The organism is Mangrovicoccus sp. HB161399 (assembly GCF_013184745.1).
In the GTDB taxonomy this organism is placed as follows: domain Bacteria; phylum Pseudomonadota; class Alphaproteobacteria; order Rhodobacterales; family Rhodobacteraceae; genus Mangrovicoccus.
The window spans coordinates 35,730-51,186 of the sequence record NZ_JAATVU010000017.1; the positions used below are offsets into that span (position 1 = coordinate 35,730).

General features: G+C 71.0%; 16 protein-coding genes. 8 read left to right on the forward strand and 8 right to left on the reverse strand.

Features of this window, described 5'->3' with window-relative positions; genetic code table 11:
- Position 1: 1 nt before the first annotated feature.
- From rsxC to HCC78_RS11870, 5 genes are read left to right on the forward strand one after another with little or no spacing between them, the layout of a single operon-like run.
- Positions 2-1,564 (forward strand): electron transport complex subunit RsxC, encoded by a 1,563-nt coding sequence (gene rsxC, locus HCC78_RS11850; protein ID WP_172328987.1) that lies wholly within the window; start codon positions 2-4, stop codon positions 1,562-1,564.
- Positions 1,561-2,643 (forward strand): RnfABCDGE type electron transport complex subunit D, encoded by a 1,083-nt coding sequence (locus tag HCC78_RS11855; protein WP_172328988.1) that lies wholly within the window; start codon positions 1,561-1,563, stop codon positions 2,641-2,643. Before rsxC ends, HCC78_RS11855 begins: the two co-directional genes overlap by 4 nt.
- Positions 2,640-3,275: an electron transport complex subunit RsxG gene (gene rsxG / locus HCC78_RS11860; RefSeq protein ID WP_172328989.1), complete on the forward strand. Its 636-nt coding sequence runs from the start codon at positions 2,640-2,642 to the stop codon at positions 3,273-3,275. Before HCC78_RS11855 ends, rsxG begins: the two co-directional genes overlap by 4 nt.
- Positions 3,275-4,000, forward strand: coding sequence for an electron transport complex subunit E (locus HCC78_RS11865; RefSeq protein ID WP_172328990.1), 726 nt, complete (start codon positions 3,275-3,277; stop codon positions 3,998-4,000). The genes rsxG and HCC78_RS11865 overlap by 1 nt, the downstream gene beginning before the upstream one ends.
- A complete protein-coding gene (locus HCC78_RS11870) occupies positions 3,997-4,266 on the forward strand; it encodes an RnfH family protein (protein ID WP_172328991.1) in 270 nt (89 codons plus the stop codon). Before HCC78_RS11865 ends, HCC78_RS11870 begins: the two co-directional genes overlap by 4 nt.
- On the opposite strand, the gene HCC78_RS11875 is transcribed toward HCC78_RS11870, so the two are convergent.
- The 4 genes from HCC78_RS11875 to modA form a co-directional block, all read right to left on the reverse strand.
- A complete protein-coding gene (locus HCC78_RS11875; RefSeq protein WP_172328992.1) occupies positions 4,206-5,147 on the reverse strand; it encodes an ATP-binding cassette domain-containing protein in 942 nt (313 codons plus the stop codon). The two genes, HCC78_RS11870 and HCC78_RS11875, sit on opposite strands and share 61 nt — an antisense overlap.
- Before the next feature lie 82 nt (positions 5,148-5,229).
- A complete protein-coding gene (gene modC, locus HCC78_RS11880) occupies positions 5,230-6,315 on the reverse strand; it encodes a molybdenum ABC transporter ATP-binding protein (RefSeq protein WP_172328993.1) in 1,086 nt (361 codons plus the stop codon).
- A complete protein-coding gene (gene modB, locus HCC78_RS11885; RefSeq protein ID WP_172328994.1) occupies positions 6,312-7,004 on the reverse strand; it encodes a molybdate ABC transporter permease subunit in 693 nt (230 codons plus the stop codon). Before modB ends, modC begins: the two co-directional genes overlap by 4 nt.
- A 7-nt stretch (positions 7,005-7,011) precedes the next feature.
- Positions 7,012-7,758 carry a molybdate ABC transporter substrate-binding protein gene (gene modA / locus HCC78_RS11890; protein ID WP_172328995.1) on the reverse strand — a complete coding sequence of 249 codons (747 nt, stop codon included), beginning with the start codon at positions 7,756-7,758 and terminating at the stop codon, positions 7,012-7,014.
- A 266-nt stretch (positions 7,759-8,024) separates the two neighbouring features.
- Between modA and HCC78_RS11895 the strand changes: the two genes are divergently transcribed.
- The 3 genes from HCC78_RS11895 (at position 8,025) to HCC78_RS11905 (ending at position 12,440) form a co-directional block, all read left to right on the forward strand.
- Entirely contained in the window at positions 8,025-8,996 is a 972-nt protein-coding gene (locus HCC78_RS11895; RefSeq protein ID WP_253949142.1) for a 1-phosphofructokinase family hexose kinase, read from the forward strand.
- Positions 8,997-9,198: 202 nt separating this feature from the next.
- A complete protein-coding gene (gene speA / locus HCC78_RS11900; RefSeq protein ID WP_172328997.1) occupies positions 9,199-11,097 on the forward strand; it encodes a biosynthetic arginine decarboxylase in 1,899 nt (632 codons plus the stop codon).
- A gap of 131 nt (positions 11,098-11,228) precedes the next feature.
- Complete coding sequence (locus HCC78_RS11905) at positions 11,229-12,440, forward strand: saccharopine dehydrogenase family protein (protein ID WP_172328998.1); 1,212 nt, start codon at positions 11,229-11,231, stop codon at positions 12,438-12,440.
- Between the two features lie 92 nt (positions 12,441-12,532).
- On the opposite strand, the gene HCC78_RS11910 is transcribed toward HCC78_RS11905, so the two are convergent.
- From HCC78_RS11910 to HCC78_RS11925, 4 genes are all read right to left on the reverse strand, one after another.
- Entirely contained in the window at positions 12,533-13,555 is a 1,023-nt protein-coding gene (locus tag HCC78_RS11910; RefSeq protein WP_172328999.1) for an FAD-dependent oxidoreductase, read from the reverse strand.
- A gap of 133 nt (positions 13,556-13,688) precedes the next feature.
- On the reverse strand, positions 13,689-14,741 hold the full coding sequence (locus HCC78_RS11915; RefSeq protein WP_172329000.1) for an FAD:protein FMN transferase: 1,053 nt from the start codon (positions 14,739-14,741) through the stop codon (positions 13,689-13,691).
- Positions 14,738-15,199 carry a SoxR reducing system RseC family protein gene (locus tag HCC78_RS11920; RefSeq protein ID WP_172329001.1) on the reverse strand — a complete coding sequence of 154 codons (462 nt, stop codon included), beginning with the start codon at positions 15,197-15,199 and terminating at the stop codon, positions 14,738-14,740. The genes HCC78_RS11915 and HCC78_RS11920 overlap by 4 nt, the downstream gene beginning before the upstream one ends.
- Positions 15,196-15,393: a 4Fe-4S binding protein gene (locus HCC78_RS11925; protein ID WP_172329002.1), complete on the reverse strand. Its 198-nt coding sequence runs from the start codon at positions 15,391-15,393 to the stop codon at positions 15,196-15,198. Before HCC78_RS11925 ends, HCC78_RS11920 begins: the two co-directional genes overlap by 4 nt.
- Positions 15,394-15,457: the final 64 nt, after the last annotated feature.

A 15,457-nucleotide genomic window follows, 5' to 3' on the forward strand; every position in this document is an offset into this window, starting at 1 on the left:
CATGAAGCTTTTCTCCCTCGACGCCCTCAAGCGCTCCACCGGCGTCTTCGCCATCAAGGGCGGCATCCATCCCGAGACCCGCAAGTACCTGACCGCCGAGAGCGCGGTGGAGAAGATGCCGGTGCCATCGATCCTGCGCGTGCCGCTGCAGCAGCATATCGGCGCCCAGGCCGAGCCGCTGGTGAAGCGCGACGACCATGTGCTGAAGGGCCAGCTGATCGGCAAGGCGCGCGGTCCGGTCTCCGCCAATGTCCATGCGCCGACCTCCGGCAGGGTGCTGGCCGTCGGCATGTTCGCCGCGCCGCATCCCAGCGGATTGCCGGTGATGACCGTCACCATCCGCCCGGACGGCAAGGACGAATGGGGACCGCGCCTGCCGCGCCTGCGCCCCGAGGAGGCGACGCCGGACCAGATCGCCGACCGCGTGCTGGAAGCCGGGATCGTCGGCATGGGCGGCGCCACCTTCCCGGCGGCGGTCAAGCTGGGGCTCGGCAGGAAATACGACCTGCACACGCTGGTGATCAACGCTGCCGAATGCGAACCCTACCTGACCTGCGACGACCGGCTGCTGCGCGAGCGTCCCGAGGAGGTCGTCGACGGCATCGCGATGATGGTCAAGGCGCTCGGCGTCTCGAAGGTCATCGTCGCCATCGAGTCGAACAAGCCCAAGGCGATCGCCGAGATGCGCCGCCACATCTTCGCCGCCGCCCCCGAAGCCAGCGTCATGCCGGTGCCGACGCTCTATCCGATGGGGTCGGAAAAGCATCTGGTACGCACCGTTCTGGGGCTGGAAACGCCCGCCCGCGCGCTGACCGCCGAGCTCGGCGTCATCGTCCATAACGCCGCCACCGCCCATGCCGTGCACAAGGCCGTGCGCTATGGCGAGCCGCTGATCAGCCGCTTCCTGACCGTGTCGGGCCGCGGCGTGACCGCGCCGAAGAACCTCGAAGTGATGATCGGCACGCCGGTCAGCGAGATCCTCGATTTCTGCGGCGGGCTGAAGGGCGAGCCGGACCGGCTGCTGCTCGGCGGGCCGATGATGGGCATGCCGATCCAGTCGGTGCGCGTGCCGGTGATCAAGGGCACCAACGGCGTGCTGGCGCTCGACCGCTCCGAGACCCGCCCCGAACAGTCGATGCCCTGCATCCGCTGCGCCGGCTGCGTCACGGTCTGTCCCTGCGGGCTGACGCCGCTGGAGCTGCAGGCGCGGATCGGCGCCGAAGATCTCGACGGCGCAGTCGATATCGGGCTGATGGATTGCGTGGCCTGCGGCTCCTGCTCCTATGTCTGCCCGTCGAACATCCCGCTGGTGCAGAGCTTCAACTACGCCAAGGGCAAGCTGGCGGCGCTGCAGAGCCAGAAGCACCAGCAGGAAGAGACCAAGCGCCTCGCCGAGGCCCGCAAGGCCCGCGAGGAGGCCGTCGCCGAGGCCAAGCGCCTGGCGATGGAGAAGCACAAGGCGGCGCAGGCCGCCAAGAAGAAGGCCGCGGAGGAAAAGAAGCGCAGGGAGGCCGAGGCTGCGGCCGCCGCCGCGCCCGATGCACCCACGGAGGCTGCGGAATGACCGTCGGACACGCCATCGTTTCGGGCCCCCACGCCCATTCGCGCCTGACAGTGACCAACACGATGGTCATGGTGATGATCTGCCTGCTGCCCGCGACCGGCATGGGCTTCTACCAGTTCGGCTGGCCCGCGGTGCTGCTTTTCGCGGTCACCGTCGGCAGCGCGGTCGGCTTTGAGGCGCTCTGCCTCCTGCTGGCGCGCCGCCCGCTCGAGCGGTTCCTGTTCGACGGCTCGGCGGTGCTCTCGGGCTGGCTGCTGGCCATGACCCTGCCGCCCTGGGCGCCCTGGTGGGTCGGCGCGGCCGGCAGCTTCATCGCCATCGTCATCGCCAAGCAGGTCTTCGGCGGGCTGGGACAGAACCTGTTCAACCCGGCCATGGTCGCCCGCGCCATGCTGCTGATCGCGCTGCCCGTCCAGATGACCACCTGGGTCCTGCCCGAGCCGACCGGCACCGCCGGTGCACCCGCCTTCCACGAGGCGCTGGCCATCACCTTCGGGGCCGCGCCGCAGATCGACGCCTTTACCGGCGCCTCGACGCTGGGCTTCGTCACCGCGCAGCTCGACGGCGGCGCGACGCTCGACGCGATCATGCCGCAGACCTTCAGCCTGCACGACCTCTTCATCGGGCGCGTCGCGGGCTCGATGGGCGAGACCTCGGCGCTGCTGCTGCTGGCGGGCGGCATCCTGCTGATCCTGACGCGGGTCATCACCTGGCACATCCCGGTCTCGGTGCTGGGCGGGGCGGCGGCGCTGGCCGGCGCGCTCTGGCTGGCGGACCCGTCGCATTTCCCTTCGCCGGCCTGGCACCTCAGCTCGGGCGCGATGATGCTCTGCGCCTTCTTCATCGCCACCGATTACGTCACCTCGCCGCTGACCCTGACCGGCCAGCTGATCTACGGCGCGGCGATCGGCGTGCTGATCGTGCTGATCCGGACCTTCGGCAGCTTTCCCGAGGGCGCGGCCTTCGCGGTGCTGCTGATGAACGCCTGCACGCCGCTGCTCGATCACTACATCCGTCCGCGCATCTTCGGCCGCGACCGCAAGGGCAAGCCGCTCGGGATCAAGGGAGACAAGGCATGAACGCGCTGACCGCAAGGCTGTCGGCCTTCCGCGAGGCCCCGGCCGCCCATGGCGTGCTGCTGGCGCTCTTCGCGCTCTTCACCGCGCTGGTGCTGGCCATTTCCGACGAGCTGACCCGCGGACCGATCGCCGACCGCGCCACCGAGGACCTGAATGCCTCGCTGGTGCAGGTGATCCCGGACGGCATCCATGACAACGACCTGGCCTCGGACAGGATCGAGGTGATGGACGGCGGCGTCCCGGTCGCCGTCTACCAGGCGACCCGGTCCGGCACCGTCACCGGCGCCGCCTTCGAGCGGGTCGGCTACGGCTATGGCGGGGCGATCAAGGTGCTGATCGGGCTCGACCCCTCGGGCGAGCTTCTGGGCGTGCGCGTGCTGGCCCATGCCGAGACGCCCGGCCTGGGCGACAAGATCGAGACCGCGAAATCCGACTGGATCCACGGCTTCGAGGGCAAGTCGCTGGACGATCCCTCGCCGGAACGCTGGAAGGTCAAGCGCGACGGCGGCGAATTCGACCAGTTCTCCGGCGCCACGATCACCCCGCGCGCCGTGGTGGCGGCGGTCAAGGGCGGGCTCGATTTCTTCGCCGCCCACAGGGACGAAATCCTCACCCCGAAGGAGGGCAACTGATGTCGGTCTACGGACAGATCGCCCGGAACGGGCTCTGGGACAACAACATCGTCTTCGGCCAGCTGCTGGCGCTCTGCCCGCTGCTCGCCGTGACGGGGACGGCGACGAACGGGCTCGGCATGGGGCTGGCCACGCTCGCGGTTCTGGCGATGTCGGGACTGGCCGTGTCGCTGCTCAGGGGCGCGATCACGCCCGAGATCCGCATCCCGGCCTTCGTGCTGATCATCGCCTGCATCGTGACGGTGGTGGACATGGCGCTGAATGCCTGGCTGCACGACCTGCACAAGGTGCTGGGCCTCTTCATCCCGCTGATCGTGACGAACTGCGCCATCCTCGGCCGCGCCGAGGCCTTCGCCTCGCGCCAGTCGCCGCTGCAATCGGCCTATGACGGGCTGATGATGGGGCTGGGCTTCACCGTCGCGCTGGTCGTGCTCGGCGCCGCCCGCGAGATCCTGGGCTCCGGCACGATCTTCGCCAATGCGGACGTGCTGCTGGGACCGGCCTTCGGCTTCCTCGAACAGACCCTGATCCCGGATTACGGCGGCTTCCTGATCCTGATCCTGCCGCCCGGCGGCTTCATCATGCTGGGCTTCCTGCTGGCGCTGAAGGGCATCGTCGACAAGCGCGCCAAGGACCGCGCCGGCGATCCGCTCGACGCGCGCATCGAGAAGGTCTTCACCGCCGCGGGCGTCCTGAAGCCCGAACCCGAAGGAGAGAACGCATGAATGTCGGTGTCGCCTTTGCCAAGCAGTCGGCGCAGGTCTGGATGAAGATCGAGGTGCCGGACGGATCGACCGTGCGCGACGTGATCGAGCGTTCGGGACTGCTGGCGCAGTTCCCGGAGATCGACCTGGACGTCAACAAGGTCGGCATCTTCGGCGCCGTCGCCAAGCTCGACAAGCCGGTGAAGGACGGCGACCGGGTGGAGATCTACCGCCCGATCCATCCCGAGGCCGAGCTTCTTGACCGCAAGGACTCCAGGAAGGACTGATCCGCTCGGGCCGCCGGATCGAGGAAGCACAGATCCTCCGGCGGCACGTGGAAGGTCACCGGCGCGCCATCGGCAATGCAGGCGCGCGGCAGCATCAGCCGCTGCGCCAGCCCGCCGAGATCGAGCTCCAGCTCGGTCAGCGGCCCGTGGAAGACCCGCCCCGCCAATGTGCCCGTCAGCGTGTTGGCGATTCCCTCGCCCTCCAGCCCCTGTTCCGGCCGCCACAGCAGCGTGACGTGCCGCGCCTGCGGATCCTTGCCCGCGACCGCCAGATCGCCCAGCGGCGTGCGCACCATCCACTGCCCGGGTTCGGTCTCGCCCAGGACCTCGCCGGGGATCAGGTTCGCCGCCCCGGTCAGCTCCGCCACCAGCCGCGACGCGGGCGTGCGGTAGACCTCCTCGGGCGTGCCCTCCTGCACGATACTTCCGTCGGCCAGCACGCAGATCCGGTCGGCGAGCGCCAGCGCCGCGGCGGGATCGTCGGTCGCGAAGACCAGCGCATGGCCAACCGCGCGCACTGCCCGGCGCGCCTCCGACCGGCAGGCGGCGCGCGCCGCGGCCTGTCCCGGCCAGGCCGGATCGGCCAGCAGCAGCACGGCGGGCGGGTCCGCCAGCATCCGCCGCGCCTCCGCCGCGCGCCCCGGAAGGACGCGGATGCCGCGACGCCGCGGCGGCAGCTCCGTCACGTCGCGCCCGCCGGCGAAGATGCGCCCGCCATCGGGGCGCAGCCGTCCGCAGAGCACGCGGAACAGCAGCGCCGCCTCCGCCGGGTCCGGCCCGATCAGCCCGAGGATCCCGCCCGGCGGCACCTCCAGGGACAGGCCGCGGAGCGTCGCGGTGGCGCGCTTCAGATGCAGGTTTTTCGCGCTCAGTCCCGGCATGGCTTCTCCTTCGGTCCGGCGGAGACTGGCCATCCTGCGTGGCGGGAAAATGTCGGCCCGGCGAAACTTCCGTGACGGGAGGTCACGACGGCGCGCCGACATCCTCGGGCGCGATCGAGACCGACTTGACCACCGCCCAGACCGGACGTCCCGGCGCCAGCCCCAGCGCCCCGGCCGAGCGCCGCGTCACCCGCGCCAGCAGCTTGCCGGCCGGGGTTTCCACCGTGACGATGGCGCCCGGCCCCTGGCCCGGCAGCACCGCTTCCACCCGGCCGGGCAGCACGTTCAGCGCCGAGATGTCCCGCGGTTCGGCGGTCGCGAGCATCACCTCCTGCGCGGCGATGCGCAGCCGCAGCCGCTGGCCCGGCTTCTGCGCCACGCGCGGCAGGTGCAGCGCGACGCCGCCCGCATCGAGCTCGCTCAGCCCGTCGGGGTGATGCGCGCGGACCACCGCCTCCAGCACGGCGCCGACCGCGCGCACGCCCGTCGGCGCCACGCCGGGATCGCCCAGCACCTCGAGCGCCGGCCCCTGCCGGACGGTGCGCCCGGCCTCCAGCACGACCACGGTGGTGGCCAGCCGCGCGACCTCTTCGGCGGCATGGCTGACATAGAGGATCGGCACCCCGGCCTCGTCGCGCAGCCGCTCGAAATAGGGCAGGATCTCCGCCTTCCGGGCGGCATCGAGCGCGGCCAGCGGCTCGTCGGCCAGAATCATCTCGGGGCGCGACAGGAGCGCCCGGCCGATCGCGACGCGGGACCGTTCCCCGCCCGAAAGCGCGCCGGGGCGGCGGGAGAGGAGCGGTCCGATCCCCAGCATCTCCACCACCCGCGCCGTGTCGTCCCTGCCGCCCTGCGGGGCAAAGCGCGCGCCGTAGCGCAGGTTCTGCGCCACGCTCAGATGCGGGAACAGCCGCGCGTCCTGGAAGACGACGCCGAGCCGCCGCCGGTGCGGCGGCAGCATGATCCGCGCGCCGCTGTCGAAGAGTACCCGGTCCTCCAGCGCGATCCGCCCGGCCGCGGGGCGCATCAGGCCGGCGACGGCGCGCACCACCGTCGACTTGCCGGAGCCCGAGCGGCCGAACAGCACCGTGACCCCGGGCGGGGCATCGAAGGCGATGTCGAGACCGAAGCCCGGGAAGGCGTGGGAGAGGCGGACCGAGAGGCTCATGCGCCCGCCACCCGCCGGGCGATCCAGCGGCCCAGCAGTTCCGACAGCAGGAGCGCCCCCATCGCGACCCCGACCGAGACCGCGACCAGCCGCAGCGCCGCGGCCTCGCCGCCCGGCACCTGCAGGAAGGCGTAGATCGCCGAGGGCAGGGTGCGGGTCTGTCCGGGGATGTTCGACACGAAGGTGATGGTCGCGCCGAATTCGCCCATCGCTTTGGCGAAGGCGAGGATCGCGCCGGCGAGTATGCCCGGCAGGATCAGCGGCAGCGTGACCGTGGCGAAGACCGCCAGAGGCGGCGCGCCGAGCGTGGCCGAGGCCTCCTCCAGCTTGGGATCGACGGCCTCGACCGACAGCCGGATCGCGCGGACCATCAGCGGGAAGGCCATGACGCCTGCCGCCAGCGCCGCGCCGGTCCAGCGGAAGGCGAAGACGATGCCCATCGACTCGAGCGCGCCGCCCAGCGGCGCCTGCGGGCCGAGCGTCAGCAGCAGGAGATAGCCGGTCACCACCGGCGGCAGGATCAGCGGCAGATGCACCAGCCCGTTGAGGATCTGCTTGCCGGGAAAGCTCCAGCGCGCCAGCGCATAGGCCGTTACGATGCCCAGCGGCAGGCTTGCCGCCACCGCCCAGAAGGCGACCTTCAGCGACAGCGCGACCGCTGCCCATTCCTCCGGCCCGAGCCAGCCCATCCGCCGCTCAGTCCGGCAGGGCGAAGCCGAGCCCCGCCAGCACGCTGCCGGCTTCGTCCGTCTTCAGGAATTCGAGGAATTCGGCCGCGGCCGTGCCGGGGCGGTCCGCCACCAGCGCCGCCGGGTAGCGGATCGGCGCGTGGCTGTCTTCGGGGAAGGTGGCCAGGACGCCGACGCGCGGCTCGGCCGCGGCATCGGTCGCATAGACGATGCCCATCGGCGCGGCCCCCACGGCAACCAGCGCCAGCGCGGCGCGCACGTTGTCGGTCTCCGCGACCTTGGGCGCCACGCTGTCCCAGAGCCCGAGCGACGTCAGCGCCTCCTTGCCGTAGATGCCCGCGGGCACGGCCTCCACCAGCGCCATGGCGAGCTTGCCGCCGCCGAGCCTGCCGGCAAGCGAGGCATCCAGAGGGACCGGCGCCGCGCCCGCGGGACCGGCCAGCACCAGCGCGTTGCCCGCCAGGTCGAAGCGCGTCGCCGCATCGACCATCCCCTTGCCGGCCAGCCGGTCCATCCAGGACAGGTTCGCGGAGATGAAGACGTCGGCAGGCGCCCCGGCCTCGATCTGCCGCGCCAGCGCAGAGGAGCCCGCCAGCGAGACCGACAGCTCGTGCCCCGATGCCGCGCGGAAGGCCGGCGCGAGCCGGTCCATCGCGTCCTTCAGGCTCGCCGCGGCGAAGACCGTGACGGTGTCGGCCGCGGCGGGGGCGGCGAGAAGCAGGGCGGCAAGGGCCATGCGCAGGGGGGCGGACATCGGGTGCTCCTTCGGTCTGGCGGCAGGAAAGAGGGCCGGGCGCGGCATGGCAAGGGCCAAACTGTCCCGGCCGCGGCCGGGAACGCGGAATGGCGGAATTTGCCCGCGGGACCGGGCACCCGGCCGCGCGCCGGCACCGGCGGAATGGCAGCCTTGCTGCTCCGTCCGCGGCACGTCGCGCCGGATGGCCCACTGGCCAGAGCGGGCGCGACGCGGTAAGCCGCTGGGGAGACCGTGCCCATCGGACTGAATCGGAGGACCGCGCCTTGGCGCAGAGCGACATCGTCACCGTCACCCTGAATCCGGCACTGGATCTTGCGACTTCGGCCAGCGACATCCGGCCCGGTCCGAAGCTGCGCTGCACCGCGCCTCGCCAGGATCCGGGCGGCGGCGGCATCAATGTCAGCCGCGCGATCCGCACGCTCGGCGGCACCAGCACGCCGCTGGTCGCGCTCGGCGGCGCCACCGGCGAGACCCTGGCCCAGCTGCTGCGGGCCGAGGGCATCGCACCCGAGGTGCTGGCGGCGCCGGGCGAGACGCGGCAGAGCCTGGCCGTCACCGACCGCAAGACCGGGCTGCAGTTCCGCTTCGTCCTGCCCGGACCCGACTGGGGCGAGGCGGAGACCGGCGCGGCGCTGGCGGCATGCGCGGCGCTGGCCGGGCCGGGGTCCTGGCTGGTGCTGTCGGGCTCGCAGCCGCCCGGGGTTCCCGACCGCTTTCCCCTTGATCTGGCCGCGGCGCTGGCGCCGGGCGGCGCGAAGCTGGTGGTCGACACGTCCGGGCCGGCCCTGCGCGAAATCGCCGGGGCAGCGGACGGCGGGCCGGTTCCCGCGCTCCTTCGCTTCGACAACCAGGAGGCCTCCGAGCTCGCGGGGGCAAGGCTCAACGGCGTGCAGGGGGCGGGCAGCTTCGCCGCGGATCTGGTGGCGCGCGGCGTGGCCGGGGCGGTGATCATCGCCTGCGGCGCCGACGGCTCGGTCCTGGCGACGCCGGGCGAGGTCATCTATTGCAAGGCGGCGCGGGTGCCGGTGGTCTCGAAGATCGGCGCGGGAGACAGCTTCGTCGCGGCGGCCGTGCTGGAACTTGCGCGCGGCGGCACGCTGGCCGAGGCGCTGCATCACGGCACCGCGGCGGCCTGCGCGGCGGTGATGACCCCGGCGACGCGGCTGTGCACGGCGGAGGACACGGCGCGGCTGCTGCCCGAATGCCAGCTCCGGGTGCTGCAGCGGGGCAGCTGACCGCGGGGACGGGCGTGCCGCTCCGATTTCTGCACGCCGCCCCGGGAAGGGACGAAATCGGCCAGGCATTCGGACAATTGGCCCGCCCGCATCCGCCGGTCCGGCGGGGCGGCGATTTGCCGGAAACTCTTAACCTTCCCTTGTGTTGTCAGGAGAATGAAGTATGGCGTGCGCCAAGTTCACAGGCATCGGGGAGTCTCCAATGGAAGACCAGCAGACAGCTTCGACCGCAACCGACCTCTACGGCGTCAGCGCCTGGGGCCAGGGGCTGGTCCATGTCCTGCCCAATGGCGACCTCGCGGTGGCCGATCCGGCGCCTGAGGGCCAGTCGGTTCCGGTCTCGCTGCCGTCGATCATCGAGGGGCTGAACGAGCGCGGCATCGCCACGCCGATCCTGCTGAGGATCGAGTCCTTCCTGGAAATCGGCCTGCGCCGCCTGAACGAGGCCTTCCAGGGCGCGATCGCGGCCAACGAGTACCGCGGCGACTACCGCGGCGTCTTCCCGATCAAGGTCAACCAGCAGGCCGAGGTGGTCGGGCGCCTGGTCGAAAGCGGGCGGCAGTATAATTACGGCCTGGAGGCCGGCTCGAAGCCGGAGCTGATCGTGGCGCTGGCCCAGCCGCTTGCGCAGGACAGCCTGATCATCTGCAACGGCATCAAGGATGACGAATTCATCCGGCTGGCGATCCTCAGCCTGCGGCTGGGCTTCCGCACCGTGATCGTGCTGGAGAGCCTGAAGGAATTCGAGATCGTCAAGCGCGTCTCGGAAGACCTGGGCATCCGCCCGATGCTGGGCGTGCGGGTCAAGCTGACCCAGGTCGTCACCGGCAAATGGGCGTCCTCCTCGGGCGACCGGTCGTCTTTCGGCATCGGCGCCGACCAGATCGTGACGCTGGTCGAGCGGATGAAGGCGACCGGCTTCCTCGACTGCCTTGTGCTGCAGCACAACCACCTGGGCAGCCAGGTGCCGAACGTGATCGACGTGCGCCGCACCGTGACCGAGGCCTGCCGCTTCTACGCGGAGCTGCGCCGGCTCGGCGCGCCGCTGGCCTTCCTCGACATGGGCGGCGGGCTCGGCGTCGACTATACCGGGGAGAAGCGCGCCAGCGAGAACTCGGTCAACTACACGGTGGACGAATACGCCGCCGCGATCGTGGAAACCGTCGGCTACGCGATGGACGAGGCGGGGCACCCGCATCCGACGCTGGTGACGGAATCCGGCCGCTACGTGGTGGCGCTGAGCTCCATGCTGATCTTCGACGTGCTCGACGCGACGCTCTACGGCGTGCCGCAGCGCCCCGACCTGACCGAGAACGAGCACCATTTCCTGCATGACATGGTGGCGATCGAGGACTATGTGAAGCCGGGCCGGCTGCAGGAATGCTTCAACGACGCGGTCTACTACCGCGACGAGATCCGGGCGCTGTTCCGCCGCGGCCAGATGGATATCGGCCAGCTCGCCACCGCCGAGCGCTGCTTCCTCTACATCCTCAAGCGCATCCATACCGTGATCCAGGAGAACGGCGCGGGCGAAGCCCTGTCGGAGGCGCTGGAAGGCTTCGTCGACTACTACCACTGCAACTTCTCGCTGTTCCAGTCGCTGCCCGATGTCTGGGCGATCGACCAGCTGCATCCGGTGATGCCGCTGCAGCGGCTCGACGAGACGCCGACGCGCCGCGCGGTGCTGACCGACATCACCTGCGACAGCGACGGCAAGATCGACAGCTTCATCCTCGGCGACGGCATCCACAAGTCCCTGCCGGTGCATGACCTCGAAGAGGACAAGCCCTACCATATCGGCGTGTTCTTCGTCGGCGCCTACCAGGAGACCCTGGGCGACCTGCACAACCTGTTCGGCGACGCCAATGTCGTGACGATCAGCCTGACCGGCGACGGCGGGTTCAACATCGAGCACGAGACCGAGGGCGACACGATCGCCGAGGTGCTGAGCTATGTCGAATACGATCCGGGCGACATCCTCGCCGCCTTCCGCAAGACGGTGGAGCGCGCGGTGGCCCGCGGCACGGTGAACTCGGCCGAGCGCAAGGCGCTGATCGCGGCCTACAAGGACAGCCTGGGCGGCTATACCTATTTCGAGTGAGGGCCCGCGGCGGCGGTCCGGGGGCCGCTGTCACCGGACTGTCATCGCCGCCGTGCCATCACCGCAAAGTTGAAACTCGCGCGGCAACGCGCGATGACGGAACGATCCACTTCACTGGAAAGGACAAAGACATGGGCAAGGTTCTGGTCGTCGGTGCCGGCGGCGTCAGCTCGGTCGCCGTGCACAAGATGGCGATGAATCCGGAGATCTTCACCGAGATCCATCTGGCCAGCCGCACGAAATCCAAATGCGACGACATCGCCGCCGAAGTGAAGACGCGCACCGGCGCGGAGATCGCGACCTACGGCATCGACGCGATGGACGTGGCGGCGACCGCCGCGCTGATCCGCCAGACCGGCGCGGAGCTGGTGGTGAATCTCGCGCTGCCCTACCAGGACCTGGCGCTGATGGATGCCTGCCTCGAGGCCGGGGTGAACTATCTTGATACGGCGAATTACGAGCCCGAGGACGAGGCCAAGTTCGAATACAGCTGGCAATGGGCCTATCAGGACAAGTTCAAGGCCGCGGGTCTGACGGCGATCCTCGGTTCGGGCTTCGATCCGGGCGTGACCTCGGTCTATGCGACCTGGCTGAAGAAGCACAAGCTCGACGCCATCCGCGTGCTCGACATCCTCGACTGCAACGGCGGCGACAACGGCCTTCCCTTCGCGACGAACTTCAACCCGGAGATCAACATCCGCGAAGTGACCGCGCCCGCGCGCCACTGGGAAGGCGGCGAATGGATCGAGAGCCCGGCGATGACCACCAAGGTGGCCTTCGACTTCCCCGGCGTGGGGATGAAGAACATGTACCTGATGTATCATGAGGAGCTGGAGTCGCTGTCGACCCACAACCCCGAGATCGAGCGGGCGCGGTTCTGGATGACCTTCGGCGACGCCTATATCAACCACGTCACCGTTCTGGAGAACGTGGGCATGACCTCGATCGAGCCGGTGATGCACAACGGCGTCGAGATCATCCCGCTGCAGTTCCTGAAGACCGTTCTGCCGAACCCGGGCGACCTGGGCGCGAAGACCGTCGGCAAGACCTGCATCGGCGACATCGCCACCGGTCCGGCGAAGGACGGGTCGGGCGAGAAGACCTTCTACATCTACAACATCTGCGACCACGAGGAATGCTATGCCGAGGTCGGCAGCCAGGCCGTGGCCTACACGACCGGCGTTCCGGCGATGATCGGCGCGGCGCAGGTGCTGCTGGGCAACTGGAAGGAGCCCGGCGTGTGGAACATGGAGCAGCTCGATCCCGACCACTACATGGACATGCTGAACAAGCACGGCCTGCCCTGGCAGGTGGTGGAGCTGGACGCCCCGGCAGCGTTCTGACTGCCCGGAGAAAGACCGGCCGCCGCGGGCATCGAGCCCGCAGCGGCCGGGCGCGTCCCGGGGGACGCGCGGGCCCTTGTCCAAGGGTCAGATCAGGCGGCGATGGCAGCAGCCGCGCTGCGCCCGGCTTCGGCCGCTGACGCCGTCCCGCGCAGGACGCCCTTGCGGGCATCGCCGATCACCACCGCGCCTTCCCGCAGGGCGGAGCGGCCGGCCGCGTCCACCGGACACCAGAGGCTGGCATCGGCAAGGCCCGCGAGGCGGGCGGCGGTTCCCGCGCCGAGCGCGGGCAGGAAGTTCACCACATCGGCATGCAGCGTCCCGGCGGAGGTCCCGATCTCGCCCGCATCCGCATCCGTCCAGAGCACGGTGCCGCCTTCGCCGCTGCCGCGCCAGTCGGTGCGCCCGGCCAGCGCGTCGCCCGCACGGACTGCAAAGCTCTGCCGGACGGTCCCGTCCAGGGTCGCGTCGAGCACGGTCAGGTTGGCCGCGGGGTGCTGGCGGGCGAGCATTGCGGCGAGTGAGGCCGCGCGCGCCGCGACCAGCGCGGGGTCATGGGCCAGCACCGCGGGAAGGCGCAGCACCAGCCGGCCGCCGTCGGGCATGGCCGCGATCTGCGCGGCGAGGCGGCGGGCCTCTGCGGCGCTGCCCCAGGCAGCGGGCCAGGCGTGGCGGGCGCGGGCGCCATGGCCCTCGATCCGCTCCTCCGCCGGGGCCGTGCCGGGCGCCATCACCAGCCGGTCGAAGGCCTCGCGGCGGCCGCTAAACAGCTCCAGCCGGCCGGCCTGCCAGTCCACGCCGGCGACGTCGTCGACCAGCAGGCCGATCTCCTGCGCCGCCAGATCCGCGGCATCGACCGTGGGGGCAGGGGGCAGGAAGGGGCCTGCCGGGCGGGGACTGCGGGCCAGGCGCGCTGGATCGCGCTCCACCAGCGTCACCGACAGGCGCGGATCGGCAGCGCGCAGGGCCTGAGCGGCGGCAATGCCGGCCGGCCCGGCGCCCAGCACCAGGATGCGCGCGGCATCGGCGCGGCGGGCGGCGATGCCTCCGGCGGCCAGCGCGGCGGCGGCGGAACCGGTCTGCATCAGGAAGCGGCGGCGGGTCACTGGGGTCATGGCAGCCTCTTGTCGGCGGGTGGGAAAAGCGGGGTCGCAGTGGCCCGAGCAGGCAGCGTGCCAGACCCGGCAGCGCGGGGCCGGGCCAAGGCCGGCCCGACAATTGTCGGGAATCCGACAGGGCCTGTCGCGGTCATTGCGGGCCGAGCCCGGCGATCTCGACCGGCGCCGGTTCCAGCAGCTGCACGCGGGCGGCCATGGCCGGGGTCATGGAGATCCGGCCCCGGTCGTCGATCAGCAGCGCCGCGTCGATGCCCATGGCCCGCGCGGTGTCCTGCCAGTGCGCAGGCCCGGCGACGGACAGCGCGGTGGCGGCGGCATCGGCCAGCGCGCCGTTGCGGGCCAGAACGGTGGCCGAGACGATGCCCTGCACCGGACGGCCGCTGCGCGGGTCGAGGATGTGCGAGAAGCGGATGCCGTCCTGGTCGAGGAAGCGCTCGTAATTGCCGGAAGTATAGACCATCTCGCCGGGCTGCACGTCGAGCGCGGCGACCGCGCCCCAGTCGAAGGGGCTGCGGATCGCGACGCGCCAGGGGCGCGCGCCCTTGCGGCCCAGCACGTTGACGTCGCCGCCGGCATTCAGCACGGCGTTGGAGATGCCGCGGCGGCGCAGTTCCTCCGCGGCCAGATCGAGCGCCGCGCCCTTGGCGAACCCGCCGAGATCGAGCTGCACCGCCGGGTTCGGCGAACTGATCCGGGTGCCGTCGATCTGCAGGACGGCGATCGAGGGATGGCGCGCGGCCAGCGCCTCGATCTCGGCGTCGGGCGGGGGCGGGCCCTCGGGCGGCAGGTCGGCATGGAAACCCCAGAGCCCGATCATCGCGCCGATGCCGGGATCGAACAGCCCGCCGCTTTCCGAGGAAAGCTCTTGGCCCTCCGCCAGCAGGGCGGCCAGGCCCGGACTGGACTCGAAGCTGTCTCCGCGGGCGATGGCCTGGTTCAGCCGGCCGAGTTCGCCGGGCCGCCAGGCATGCCAGTCGCGGTGGAGGCGGCGGAAAAGCTGCCCGAGCGCGGCCATGGCTTCCGAGGCCCGGCGGTCGGACACGCCCTCGATCTCGACTTCGACAAGCGTGCCGAAGACATAGAGCGTTTCGCTCTGGATCCGCGGCACTAGCGCCTGCCGGGCCCACAGGCCGAGGCACAGGCAGAGCGCCAGCCCCGCCGGAAGGAGGAGGCGGCGGATCATGCCGCCCCGTCCGCCACGCGTTCCTCGATCCGCAGGCTGCCGCCGAGACGGCCGCGGCGCTCGGCCGCCCAGAGCGGCAGCAGCGCCAGCCCCAGGGCGGGCAGGCAGAGCGCGGCCGTGGCCAGATCCGGCAGCCCGGCCGCCGCCGAAACCGCGGCCGTGGCCGCGAGCGCGAGCGGCGGCAGCAGGTAGGCGCGCAGCGCTGCGCCGAGGAAGGCGCCGCTTTCCATCGACACCACCACCTGGTCGCCGGGCGCCAGAGGCAGCGCGTTGGGCAGGCGCAGGATCTGCCGCCCGCCGGTCATTTCCGCCAGCGCGCCCGCCCCGCAGCCCGAACGGGCGCTGCAGGCGGCGCAGCCGGAGGCGCGGTCCGCGGCGAGCACGGCATAGCCCTCGCCGACCGCGACCACGCCGAGGGTCTGGCGCAGCCGCGGGCCGCCGCAATCCTCGCGGCTCATTCGGCCGGAATGATGCAGCCGTCTTCCATGCAGACGCTGAGGCATTGCGGCATGTCGTGATCCGGCTCGCATTCGGTGCAGACTTCGGCCTTGATGAAGAACACGCCCTTCTTCGGAATGATGGCGCCGGTCGGGCAGACGGGCTCGCAATCCCCGCAAGAGGTGCAGAGATCGGCGACGATTTCCATGGCCATGGGTAGAATCCTTTCCTTTGGCAGGGTCCCGCAGGGAGACCGGGGTTGTCCCGGATAGGTCCAA